The organism is Streptomyces pathocidini, assembly GCF_001418495.1.
Taxonomy (GTDB): Bacteria; Actinomycetota; Actinomycetes; order Streptomycetales; family Streptomycetaceae; genus Streptomyces; species Streptomyces pathocidini.
In genome coordinates this window covers 1-12,376 of record NZ_LIQY01000182.1, presented here as the reverse complement: position 1 = coordinate 12,376, position 12,376 = coordinate 1, and the positions used below count along the sequence as shown (strand labels likewise).

At 70.7% G+C, this 12,376-nt stretch carries 8 protein-coding genes; 7 read left to right on the top strand and 1 reads right to left on the bottom strand.

Annotated features, from left to right (window positions below):
- Positions 1 to 85: 85 nt before the first annotated feature.
- Positions 86 to 2,818 carry a DNA polymerase I gene (gene polA / locus AOK16_RS10810; protein ID WP_240483513.1) on the bottom strand — a complete coding sequence of 911 codons (2,733 nt, stop codon included), beginning with the start codon at positions 2,816 to 2,818 and terminating at the stop codon, positions 86 to 88.
- Positions 2,819 to 3,231: 413 nt separating this feature from the next.
- Here polA and AOK16_RS10805 point away from each other — a divergent pair, with 413 nt between their 5' ends.
- From AOK16_RS10805 to AOK16_RS10775, 7 genes are all read left to right on the top strand, one after another.
- Entirely contained in the window at positions 3,232 to 5,514 is a 2,283-nt protein-coding gene (locus AOK16_RS10805; protein WP_055472033.1) for an FdhF/YdeP family oxidoreductase, read from the top strand.
- 89 nt (positions 5,515 to 5,603) lie between these two features.
- Positions 5,604 to 6,068, top strand: coding sequence for a PaaI family thioesterase (locus AOK16_RS10800; protein ID WP_055472032.1), 465 nt, complete (start codon positions 5,604 to 5,606; stop codon positions 6,066 to 6,068).
- A gap of 541 nt (positions 6,069 to 6,609) precedes the next feature.
- Complete coding sequence (locus AOK16_RS10795; RefSeq protein WP_055472031.1) at positions 6,610 to 7,839, top strand: branched-chain amino acid ABC transporter substrate-binding protein; 1,230 nt, start codon at positions 6,610 to 6,612, stop codon at positions 7,837 to 7,839.
- Positions 7,840 to 7,976: 137 nt separating this feature from the next.
- Positions 7,977 to 8,906: a branched-chain amino acid ABC transporter permease gene (locus AOK16_RS10790; RefSeq protein ID WP_055472030.1), complete on the top strand. Its 930-nt coding sequence runs from the start codon at positions 7,977 to 7,979 to the stop codon at positions 8,904 to 8,906.
- Positions 8,907 to 8,911: 5 nt separating this feature from the next.
- Positions 8,912 to 10,696, top strand: a complete 1,785-nt coding sequence (locus tag AOK16_RS10785; protein WP_055472034.1) for a branched-chain amino acid ABC transporter permease — start codon at positions 8,912 to 8,914, stop codon at positions 10,694 to 10,696.
- Between the two features lie 5 nt (positions 10,697 to 10,701).
- Positions 10,702 to 11,637, top strand: coding sequence for an ABC transporter ATP-binding protein (locus tag AOK16_RS10780; RefSeq protein WP_055472029.1), 936 nt, complete (start codon positions 10,702 to 10,704; stop codon positions 11,635 to 11,637).
- The gene (locus AOK16_RS10775) at positions 11,634 to 12,350 is read left to right on the top strand and encodes an ABC transporter ATP-binding protein (protein ID WP_055472028.1); all 717 of its coding nucleotides are present in this window, start codon (positions 11,634 to 11,636) and stop codon (positions 12,348 to 12,350) included. The genes AOK16_RS10780 and AOK16_RS10775 overlap by 4 nt, the downstream gene beginning before the upstream one ends.
- Positions 12,351 to 12,376: the final 26 nt, after the last annotated feature.

Here is a 12,376-nt window from a genome sequence, read left to right as displayed (position 1 = left end):
GCGGATCCGCCGCCGCGTACACCCCGAGTCGCCTCCGGTCGACCAGGAGCCGGACACGTCCGGCCAGGGGCCGGGCACGCGGGTGTCAGTGCGCGGCTGACTCCCAGTCGGCGCCCGAGCCGACCGACACGTCCAGCGGGGCCCGGAGTTGGAAGGCGCCGCTCATCTCGCGCCGCACCAGCTCCTCGACGGCGACGCGCTCGCCGGGCGCCACCTCCAGCACGATTTCGTCGTGCACCTGGAGCAGCATCCGCGTGGTCAGCTTCTCCCGGATCAGCGCCTCGTCCACGCGCAGCATCGCGATCTTCACGATGTCCGCCGCGGTGCCCTGGATGGGGGCGTTGAGGGCCATGCGCTCGGCCATCTCGCGGCGCTGCCGGTTGTCGCTGTTGAGGTCGGGGAGGTAGCGGCGGCGGCCGAGGATGGTCTCGGTGTAGCCGGTGGCCCGCGCCTCGTCCACGACCCGGCGCAGATAGTCGCGTACGCCGCCGAACCGCTCGAAGTAGGTGTCCATCAGGCCGCGCGCCTCGTCGGGCGAGATGGTCAGCTGCTGGGAGAGGCCGAACGCCGAGAGCCCGTACGCCAGGCCGTACGACATGGCCTTGATCTTGCGGCGCATCTCGGGGTCGACATCGGTCTTGGCCACCGAGAAGACCTGGGAGGCGACGGTGGTGTGCAGGTCCTCGCCGGAGGTGAACGCCTCGATCAGGCCCTCGTCCTCGGAGAGGTGGGCCATCACGCGCAGTTCGATCTGGCTGTAGTCGGCGGTCAGGAGGGACTCGTAGCCCTCGCCGACGACGAAGCCGCGGCGGATCGCCCGGCCCTCGTCCGTACGCACCGGGATGTTCTGCAGGTTCGGGTCGGTGGAGGAGAGCCGTCCGGTCGCCGCCACGGTCTGGTTGAAGGTGGTGTGGATACGGCCGTCGGGGGCGATGGTCTTGATCAGGCCCTCGACGGTGGAGCGCAGCCGGGCCTGCTCGCGGTGGCGGAGCATGATGACCGGGAGGTCGTGCTCGGTCTGGCCGGCCAGCCAGGCGAGGGCGTCCGCGTCCGTGGTGTAGCCGGTCTTGGTCTTCTTGGTCCTGGGCAGGCCGAGTTCGCCGAAGAGCACCTCCTGGAGCTGCTTGGGCGAGCCGAGGTTGAACTCGTGCCCGACCGCGGCGTGGGCCTCCTTCACGGCCTGCTGCACGGCGCCGGCGAACTGCTGCTCCATGCGCTCCAGCCAGTCGCGGTCCGCGGCGATGCCCGCCCGCTCCATGCGGGCCAGCATCCGGGAGGTGGGCAGCTCCACGTCGCGCAGCAGGCTGTCGGCGCCGACGCTGCCGAGCCGGCCGCCGAACGCCTCCCCCAGGTCCAGGACCGTACGGGCCTGGGTCATCAGGGCGTCCTTCTCGGCCAGGTCGTCGGCGCCGAAGGCCAACTGGCCGTTCTCCGCGGCAGCCGGGGCCAGCTCGCGGCCCAGGTACTCCACGGAGAGCGCATCCAGGGCGAAGGAGCGGCGGCCCGGCTTGTCGAGGTAGGCGGCCAGGGCGGTGTCCATGGTGACGCCCTCGACGCGCCAGCCGTGCTCGGCGAACACCCGCATCAGGCCCTTGGCGTTGTGCATCACCTTGGGCCCGGCCGGGTCGGTGAGCCAGGCGGCGAAGGCCTGTTCGTCGGCGGCGTCGAGTTCGGCCGGGTCGAACCAGGCGGCCGGGCCCGAGCCGATCGCCAGGGCGACCTCGCTGACGCTGCCGCTGCCCAGGGCCCAGGCGTCGACCGTGGCCACGCCGATCGGCTCGGCGCCGTGCCGCTCCAGCCAGGGCGCGAGCCCGCCGGCGGCCAGCACCTCGCCGTCGACGGCCACGCCCGCGGCGGGCTGGGCCTCCTCCACCACCGCGCCCGGGTCGGCGGCCATGAGCCGGTCCCGGAAGTTCTGGTGGCGGAACTCCAGCGCGTCGAGGATCACCGACAGCGCCTGCCGGTCGTACGGGGAGCGCTCCAGGGCGTCGGGGCCCGCGGGCAGTTCCACGTCCCGGACCAGCTCCGTGAGCTGCCGGTTGAGCTTGACGGCGTCCAGGTGCTCGCGGAGCTTCTCGCCGACCTTGCCCTTGACCTCGTCGGCCCGCTGGACGAGTTCGGCGAAGGAGCCGAACTGGTTGATCCACTTCGTGGCGGTCTTCTCGCCGACGCCGGGGATGCCTGGGAGGTTGTCGGACGGGTCGCCGCGCAGGGCGGCGAAGTCCGGGTACTGCGCGGGCGTGAGGCCGTACTTCTCCTCGATCTTCTCCGGGGTGAAGCGGGTCAGCTCGGAGACGCCCTTGGTCGGGTAGAGAACGGTGACGTGGTCGCTGACCAGCTGGAACGAGTCGCGGTCGCCGGTGACGATCAGCACCTCGAAGCCGGCGGACTCGGCCTGGGTGGCGAGGGTGGCGATCACGTCGTCGGCCTCGAAGCCCTCGACCGCGAAGCGGGTCACGTTCATCGCGTCGAGCAGCTCGCCGATCAGCTCGACCTGGCCCTTGAACTCGTCGGGCGCCTTGGAGCGGTTCGCCTTGTACTCGGCGAACTCCTCGGAGCGCCAGGTCTTGCGGGAGACGTCGAAGGCGACCGCGAGGTGGGTGGGGCGCTCGTCGCGGAGCGTGTTCGCCAGCATCGAGGTGAAGCCGTAGATCGCGTTCGTGGTCTGGCCCGTGGTGGTGCTGAAGTTCTCGGCGGGCAGCGCGAAGAACGCGCGGTACGCGAGGGAGTGCCCGTCCAGGAGGAGCAGACGGGGTCTGGCCTCCGACGTGGTTCCGGCGGCGGTCTCTGCGGTCTTCTTCGTCACGTTCTCAGCCACGCCCCCGATCCTGCCACGTATCACTGACACCCCGGCCCGGGCGGGCGGGACGGCCCGAGCGGGCGCGCACGCCGCGCTGTGGGCGGCAGGGTTCGCCCACGTTGTGGGCATGCGTTCTGCTAAGGGCAGAACGGGTGGGCACAACGGGGCCACCGGCGGGCAGCCGCGTACGAGACCCCAGCCCCCGGGTGAGGTTGGCGTTCCGGAGCGGCAACGCTCCGGTGGGGGGCGAGGCCCGTGCGCCGAGTGCGGGTTCCGGTGTGCCCACCCGTTCCGCCCTTGCGGAACGCCTGCCCACACCGGAACGGTGTCCCCGCCCGCGCCGGCGGAGATGGTTATCCACAGGCCCCGCATCGCCGCGAGGCGGCGTGGCAGGATCGAGGGGAGGTGGTCGAGCGAGGAGGTCGGGGTCAATGGCAGGCAAGCCCCCCGCAGGGGATCCGGTTCAGGACGCGCCCGAGGTGGGCGCTCCGCAGCACGCCGCGGCGGGGCTCCCCGCCATCGGGCACACGCTGAAGGCCGCGCAGCGGCAGATGGGCGTGCGGCGGACCGCGCTCACCCTCCTCAAGGTCAACCAGAAGGACGGCTTCGACTGCCCGGGCTGCGCCTGGCCCGAGCCGGACAGGCGGCACGCCGCGGAGTTCTGCGAGAACGGCGCGAAGGCCGTCGCCGAGGAGGCCACGCTGCGCCGCGTGACCCCCGACTTCTTCGCCGCCCACCCGGTTGCCGACCTCGCCGCCCGCAGCGGCTACTGGCTGGGCCAGCAGGGCCGGATCACCCAGCCGATGTATCTCGCCGAGGGCGCCGACCGCTACGTCCCGGTCCCCTGGGAGCGCGCCTTCGACATCGTCGCCGAGGAGCTACACGGGCTCGGCTCCCCCGACGAGGCTGTCTTCTACACCTCGGGCCGTACGAGCAACGAGGCCGCCTTCCTCTACCAGCTGTTCGCCCGCGAGTTCGGCACCAACAACCTCCCGGACTGCTCCAACATGTGCCACGAGTCCTCGGGTTCGGCGCTCACCGGGACCCTCGGCATCGGCAAGGGCACCGTCCTGCTGGAGGACCTCCACCGCGCCGACCTGATCATCGTCGCCGGGCAGAACCCGGGCACCAACCACCCGCGGATGCTGTCCGCGCTGGAGAAGGCCAAGGCGGGCGGCGCGCGGATCATCACCGTCAACCCGCTGCCCGAGGCGGGCCTCGAACGGTTCAGGAACCCGCAGACCGCGCGCGGGCTCACCGGCGGCGGCACGGCCCTGACCGACCTGTTCCTGCAGATCCGCATCGGCGGCGACCAGGCCCTCTTCCGTACGCTCAACCGGCTGATCCTGGAGGCGGACGGGGCGGTCGACGAGGAGTTCGTCGCCGAACACACCCATGGTTTCGAGGAGTTCGCGGCGGCGGCCAGGGCCCAGGACTGGGCGGAGACGCTGCGCGCCACCGGGCTGTCCCGGCCCGCCGTCGAGCAGGCGCTGCGGATGGTCCTGGAGTCGCGGCGGATCATCGTGTGCTGGGCGATGGGCCTGACCCAGCACAAGCACTCCGTGCCCAGCATCCAGGAGATCGTCAACTTTCTGCTGCTGCGCGGGAACATCGGCCGCCCGGGCGCTGGCGTGTGCCCGGTGCGCGGGCACAGCAACGTGCAGGGCGACCGCACCATGGGCATCTTCGAGCGCCCCTCCCCCGCCTTCCTGGACGCCCTGGAGAGGGAGTTCGGCTTCGCGCCCCCGCGCGAGCACGGCCTGGACACGGTGCGGTCCATCCACGCGCTGCGCGACGGCTCGGCGAAGGTCTTCTTCGCCATGGGCGGGAACTTCGTCGCCGCGTCCCCCGACACCGAGGTCACCGAGGCGGCCATGCGCCGGGCCCGGCTCACCGTGCACGTCTCCACCAAGCTCAACCGCTCGCACGCGGTCACCGGAACCCGCGCCCTGATCCTGCCCACCCTCGGCCGCACGGAGCGCGATCTGCAGGGCGGGGGCGAGCAGTTCGTGACCGTCGAGGACTCCATGGGCATGGTGCACGCCTCGCGCGGCCGGCTGGAGCCGGCCAGCCCCCATCTGCTGTCCGAGCCGGCGATCGTGTGCCGGCTGGCCCGGCGGGTGCTGGGCGAGGAGAGCCGCACGCCCTGGGAGGAGTTCGAGAAGGACTACGCCCGCATCAGGGACCGCGTCTCCCGGGTCGTGCCCGGCTTCGAGGACTTCGAGGCCAGGGTGCGCCGCCCCGGCGGGTTCACGCTGCCGAACGCGCCACGCGACGACCGCCGCTTCCCCACGGCCACCGGCAGGGCCAACTTCACCGCGGCGCCCGTCGAATACCCAAGAGTGCCCGAAGGCCGCCTGCTGCTCCAGACGCTGCGCTCGCACGACCAGTACAACACCACGATCTACGGTCTCGACGACCGCTACCGGGGCATCAGAAACGGCCGCCGCGTGGTGCTGGTCAACCCCGAGGACGCCGCCCGGCTGGGCCTGGCCGACGGCTCGTACGCGGATCTGGTCAGCGAGTGGCGGGACGGCAGCGAGCGCCGGGCGGCCGGCTTCCGGGTCGTGCACTACCCCACCGCGCGCGGCTGCGCCGCCGCGTACTACCCGGAGACCAACGTCCTGGTCCCCCTGGAGGCGACCGCCGACACCAGCAACACGCCCACCAGCAAGTCGCTGGTGGTGCGCCTCGAACAGCCGGGCCCGGACTGAGCGTTCGCTCAGGCCACCTGGTAAGAAGCCTCCTGCAGGGAAACAGCTGGCGGTCGCAGGGCGACCGCGGACGATCGGAGCCGGGCCCCATGGGTGAGCACAACAGCGTCGCGTTCCCGCAGGAGATCATCGACGAGTGGGCCGGGCTGGGCCTCGATCTCCCCGCGCTGTTCTCCGCGGGCCACCTGGGCAACCGCATGGGCCTGCAGGTGCTGGAGGCCTCACCCGAGCGCGTCGTCGGGACCCTGCCCGTGGAGGGCAACACCCAGCCGTACGGGCTGCTGCACGGCGGCGCCTCGGCGGTGCTGGCCGAGACGCTGGGCTCCGTCGGGGCGATGCTGCACGGCGGCCCCGGCAAGATCGCGGTCGGCGTGGACCTCAACTGCACGCACCACCGCGGGATTCGGTCCGGCCTGGTGACCGGCGTGGCCAAGCCCGTGCACCGGGGCCGGTCCACCGCCACGTACGAGATCGTGATCAGCGACGAGCAGGACCGGCGCGTGTGCTCGGCCCGGCTCACCTGCCTGCTGCGCGAGGCGCCGCCGCAGTCGTGAGCGCCAATTCGTCAGCGCCGGCCCTGAGCCACAGTCCGAGCCCGCGGTCGTGAGCCCCCAGGCCTGCGCCGCGGTCGTGAGAGGCCGCGCGCGGACCGCGGCCGCGGCCTCACGGCGCCCGGGCCGCACCCCCGCAGCCGTAACACTGTGTAACATCCACGCAATGTGCGAGGCCGCAGGCCGCCTTCGTGGCGCTTACACGCAACACCGCTCCGTGACAGCCTTCGCCGGTTTCGATCCGATGTGAGCCAGGACACCCGCAACTGCTTAGCGGAACTGCGACTTCTCACCATGCGGACCTCACGCCTTGCAGCCAATTGCCCCGATTCGACTGGTTATCGGCGCTACATCGACGCCCCACCGTGACCTGTGTCATAACAAGACAGTCACATCCTGGCCTGCACCTCTGCCCCCGGCCGCGCCACGCGCTTAGAGTCACCGCCAGTCACCGCGCGCCGGGTCTCGCACAGTCCGTTTCTCTCTTCCGGCGCGTCAGACGGCACCTCATCAGAGGAAGCCGCGCCTGGGGAAAGGACTGATCGTGCGTAACCGCTCCTTGCTCATCATCACCACCATGCTCACCACAGGAGCGCTCACCCTCACCGCCTGCGGCTCGCGCGACGAGGGCAAAGGGGGCGAAGGGAACGGCGACAAGACAACGGTCGTCATCGGTGTCTCCGTCCCCCTGACGGGCGACCTGTCCGCACTCGGCCAGGGCATCAAGAACTCCGTGGACCTGGCCGCCAAGACGGCCAACAAGAACAACGAGGTCCCCGGCGTCGAGTTCAAGATCGAGCCGCTGGACGACCAGGGCCAGCCCAACTCCGGTCAGCAGAACGCCACCAAGCTGGTCGCCAACAAGGACGTCATCGGCGTCGTCGGCCCGCTCAACTCCAGCGTGGCGCAGTCGATGCAGAAGATCTTCGACAACGCCAAGCTCGCCGAGGTCTCCCCCGCCAACACCGCCCCCGAGCTCACCCAGGGCAAGGACTGGCAGACCGGCGCCAAGAAGCGCCAGTTCGGCTCGTACTTCCGCACCTCCACCACCGACGCCGTGCAGGGCCCGTTCGCGGCCCAGTACCTCTTCAACGAGGCGAAGATCAAGAAGGTCTTCGTCATCGACGACCAGAAGACCTACGGCGCCGGTCTGGCCAAGACCTTCACCCAGGAGTTCAAGAAGCTGGGCGGCAAGGTCGTCGGCACCGACAAGGTGGAGCCCGAGGAGCGCGACTTCAACGCGGTCGTCTCCAAGGTCAAGAGCTCCGGCGCCGAGGCCGTCTACTACGGCGGCGAGTACCCGGCCGCCGGCCCGCTGAGCCAGCAGCTTAAGGACTCCGGCGCCAAGATCCCGCTCATGGGCGGCGACGGCATGAAGTCCGACGACTTCATCAAGCTCAACAAGAACTCCGAGGGCGACCTCGGCACCTCCGTCGGCGAGCCGGTCGAGGTCCTGGACTCCGCCAAGAAGTTCGTCGAGGACTACAACGCCAGCAAGTACGCCGACCCGTACGAGACCTACGGCGGCTACTCCTACGACGCCGGCTGGGCGGTCATCCAGGCCGTCAAGGCGGTCGTGCAGGACAACGGCGGCAAGCTGCCCGAGGACGCCCGCGCCAAGGTCGTCGAGGCCATGAGCAAGGTCAACTTCAACGGCGTCACCGGCACCGTCGCCTTCGACGAGTTCGGCGACACCACGAACAAGACCATCACCGTCTACAAGGTCCAGCAGAAGGTCTGGAAGAACGTCAAGAGCGGCGAGTTCACGGGCTGACGCCCGGCACCGACTCCGCACCTTCCAGCGCAACTTCACAGCACCACCCGTACAGGCCGCGCGAGGGCGCTACCAGCGCCCTCGCGCGTCTCTGCAAACGGCACAGCCCATCCGTCCCACCCCACGGAGGCCCTGCGGTGAACGAACTGCCGCAACAGCTGGCCAATGGACTCATCCTCGGCGCGATGTACGGTCTCATCGCGATCGGCTACACGATGGTCTACGGCATTGTCCAGCTCATCAACTTCGCCCACGGCGAGATATTCATGATCGGCGGCTTCGGCGCGCTGACCACCTACCTGGCCCTCCCCAGCGGAACCGCGCTGCTCCTGGCGCTGCCGCTGATGATCCTCGGTGGCGTGGCCGCCTCCGTGCTCGTCGGCGTCGCCGCCGAGCGGTTCGCCTACCGCCCGCTGCGCGGCGCCCCGCGCCTGGCCCCGCTGATCACCGCGATCGGCCTGTCCATCGCGCTCCAGCAGGCCATCTGGAAGTGGTACCCCAACGCCAAGAAGGCCCGCGTCTTCCCGCAGTTCAGCGGCGACCCGATCCACTTCCTCGGTGCCGACATCCAGCGCAGCGAGCTGTTCGTGGTCGTCGCGGCCCCGATCTGCATGCTGCTGCTCGGCCTGTTCGTGTCCAAGACCCGCACCGGGCGCGGCATGCAGGCCACCGCCCAGGACCCGGACACCGCCAAGCTCATGGGCATCAACACCGACCGCATCATCGTGATGGCCTTCGCCATCGGCGCGGCGTTCGCCGCCGTCGCCGCGGTCGCCTACGGGCTGCGCACCGGCCAGGTCGACTTCCGCATGGGCTTCATCATGGGGCTCAAGGCCTTCACCGCCGCCGTCCTCGGCGGCATCGGCAACATCTACGGCGCGATGCTCGGCGGTCTCGTCCTCGGCGTCGCCGAGGCCCTCGCCACCGCGTACGTCGAACACATCCCGGGCATGGACCAGTTCGGCGGCGGCGGCTGGAAGAACGTGTGGGCCTTCGTCCTCCTCATCCTGGTACTGCTGTTGCGGCCACAGGGCCTGCTCGGCGAACGCGTCGCGGATCGGGCGTGATACGCATGACCACCACCCACGGGACCGCACCCGTCCTCCCGCTGCCCCCGGCGGCCGCCCGCGCCGCCACCGCGGCCGGAGCCGCCGCCACCCTCGCGAGCACCTTCCTCGCCTGGACCTGGACCGACGACTTCCCCGGCGATCTCACCGTCACCGGCTACCCCGGCGGCCTCCAAGTCCTCACCCTCGTCGGCGCGTTGCTGACCGCCCTGTTCGCCGCGGCTGGCTACGGGTTCAAGGGCCTGCGCTGGCTCACCCCCGCCGGCACCACCGCGCCCGTCCTCTGGCTGGCGCTCGGCACGCTCGGCACGACCTGGTACACGATCACCGCGATCTCGGTCCAGCTCGGCGGTCTGGCCAACCTCGAACCGGGCGGCTGGGCCGCGGGCCTCGCCTCCCTGGCCACCCTCCTCGCCACCCTCGGCCTCCCCGCCGACCGCGCCACCGAGGAGGAGAAGCCGACCGGCTGGCAGCGCTTCACGGGCAGCCTCGCCGCCACCGCGGCCAGGCCCGCGCAGGCGCTGCCCTCCTGGGCCGAAATCCTGGTCATCGCCGCCTCGTTCGGCATCGGGCTCTACGTGTTCACGTACGGCATCGACACCGAGTACGGCGAGCTGTTCATCGGCTACCTCATCCTGGTCGGCTTCGCCTTCGGCGCGCTGCACCGCGCCGGGCTCATCGGCCGGCTCACCGCGCTGACCGCCAAGCACCGCAACGTCACGCTGGCCGCGGCCTTCGCCGCCGCCGTCTGCTTCCCCTTCACCCAGACCAACGACCAGTACACCTCGGTCGCGACGAACATCCTGATCTTCGCGACCGTGGCGCTCGGCCTCAACGTGGTCGTCGGCCTCGCCGGCCTCCTCGACCTCGGCTACGTCGCCTTCCTCGGCGTCGGCGCCTACGCGGCCGCGCTGGTCTCCGGCTCCAGCGACTCCACCATCGGCGTCCAGTTCCCGTTCTGGGCCGCGGTGCTGACCGGCGCGGCGGTGTCCCTGATCTTCGGCGTCCTCATCGGCGCCCCGACCCTGCGGCTGCGCGGCGACTACCTCGCCATCGTCACCCTCGGGTTCGGAGAGATCTTCCGGATCACCATGAACAACCTCAACGGGTCGACAGGACCCGATGTCACCAACGGCTCAGCCGGCATCCCCAACGTGCCCGACCTGAACCTCTTCGGGTTCGACTTCGGGATCGAGCACACCATCCTCGGCGTCCCCGTCGGCCGGTTCGGCAACTACTACCTGCTGATGCTGGTCGTCACCGCCGTCGTCGTGCTCGTCTTCCGCCGCGCCGGGGAGTCCCGCATCGGCCGCGCGTGGGTCGCCATCCGCGAGGACGAGACCGCCGCGACCGCCATGGGCATCAACGCCTTCCGGCTCAAGCTCCTCGCCTTCGCCCTCGGCGCCGCCCTCGCGGGCCTCGCCGGCACGGTCCAGGCGCACGTCACGTACACCGTGACGCCGGAGCAGTACCAGTTCGCCGGGCCCGTACCGCCCAACTCGGCCTTCCTGCTGGCCGCAGTCATCCTCGGCGGGATGGGCACGCTCAGCGGCCCCATCGTGGGCGCGGCGCTGCTCTACCTCATCCCGGCCAAGATGCAGTTCATGGCCGACTACCAGCTGTTCCTGTTCGGGATCGCGCTCATCCTCCTGATGCGCTTCCGCCCCGAGGGCCTGATCGCCGACCGCAGGAAGCAGCTCGAGTTCCACGAGACCGGCCAGCTCGACGTACCCGAACAGCGCCTGCCCGAAGCGGCGGCCGGCGTCGGCACGGCGAAGGCGGAGGCGTGAGAGAGATGACCACCACGACCACCGAGACCACCCCGGTCGGCGGCCCCACCGGGCCCGTGCTCAGCGCCACCGGCGTCACCATGCGCTTCGGCGGCCTCACCGCCGTACGGTCGGTGGACCTCGAAGTGCACCCCGGCGAGATCGTCGGGCTCATCGGCCCCAACGGCGCGGGGAAGACCACCTTCTTCAACTGCCTCACCGGGCTGTACGTGCCGACCGAGGGCACCGTCGCGTACCAGGGCACCGTGCTGCCGCCCAAGCCCCATCTGGTCACCCAGGCGGGCATCGCGCGCACCTTCCAGAACATCCGGCTCTTCGCCAACATGACCGTTCTGGAAAACGTCCTCGTGGGGCGGCACACCCGCACCAAGGAGGGCCTGTGGTCCGCGCTGCTGCGCGGCCCCGGCTTCAAGAAGGCCGAGCGGGCCTCCGAGGAACGGGCCATGGAACTCCTGGAGTTCACCGGCCTGGCCGCCAAGCGCGACCACCTCGCCCGCAACCTGCCCTACGGCGAGCAGCGCAAGCTGGAGATCGCCCGGGCGCTGGCCAGCGACCCCGGTCTGCTGCTGCTGGACGAGCCGACCGCGGGCATGAACCCGCAGGAGACCCGAGCCACCGAGGAACTGGTCTTCGCCATCCGGGACCAGGGCACCGCCGTGCTCGTCATCGAGCACGACATGCGCTTCATCTTCAACCTGTGCGACCGCGTCGCCGTGCTCGTCCAGGGCGAGAAGCTCGTCGAGGGCAGCTCCGAGGTCGTCCAGGGCGACGAGCGCGTCGTCGCCGCGTACCTCGGCACGCCCTTCGAGGGCGCTCCGGGCGCCGAGGAGGTCGCCGAGGTCGAGGCGGCGGAGGCGCACGCCGGGGCCGCGGCGGGGGCCGCCGCCGCAGCCGGCGCGGAGGCACCGAGCACCACCGCACGTACGGAGGACGACCAGTGACCGCACTGCTCGAAGTCGAGGACCTCCGGGTCGCCTACGGCAAGATCGAGGCCGTCAAGGGCATCTCGTTCAGCGTCGAAGCCGGCCAGGTCGTCACCCTCATCGGCACCAACGGCGCCGGCAAGACAACCACGCTGCGCACGCTGTCCGGGCTGCTCAAGCCGCTCGCCGGCTCGATCCGCTTCGACGGCAAGCCGCTGGCCGGGGTGCCTGCGCACAAGATCGTCGCGCTGGGTCTCGCGCACTCGCCCGAGGGGCGGCACATCTTCCCCCGCCTGACGATCGCGGAGAACCTCCAGCTCGGCGCCTTCCTGCGGAGCGATACTGAGGGGATCCGGAAGGACATCCAGAAGGCCTACGACCTCTTCCCCATCCTCGGCGAACGCCGCAACCAGGCGGCGGGCACGCTCTCCGGCGGGGAGCAGCAGATGCTGGCGATGGGGCGGGCGCTGATGTCCCGACCGAAGCTGCTGATGCTCGACGAGCCCTCGATGGGGCTCTCGCCGATCATGATGCAGAAGATCATGGAGACGATCGCCGAGCTGAAGGCGCAGGGCACGACGATCCTGCTCGTCGAGCAGAACGCGCAGGCGGCGCTGTCGCTGGCGGATCAGGGCCATGTGATGGAGATCGGCAAGATCGTCCTGTCGGGCACGGGGCAGAACCTGCTGCACGACGAGTCGGTCCGGAAGGCGTACCTGGGCGAGGACTGACCCCGCTACGCGACGGGGCCCGCGCT

Bases quoted from the DNA above. Each gene is read 5' to 3' on its own strand.
- AOK16_RS10805 (WP_055472033.1), top strand. From the start codon at position 3,232: ATGGCAGGCAAGCCCCCCGCAGGGGATCCGGTTCAGGACGCGCCCGAG.
- AOK16_RS10800 (WP_055472032.1), top strand. From the start codon at position 5,604: ATGGGTGAGCACAACAGCGTCGCGTTCCCGCAGGAGATCATCGACGAG.
- AOK16_RS10785 (WP_055472034.1), top strand. From the start codon at position 8,912: ATGACCACCACCCACGGGACCGCACCCGTCCTCCCGCTGCCCCCGGCG.
- AOK16_RS10780 (WP_055472029.1), top strand. From the start codon at position 10,702: ATGACCACCACGACCACCGAGACCACCCCGGTCGGCGGCCCCACCGGG.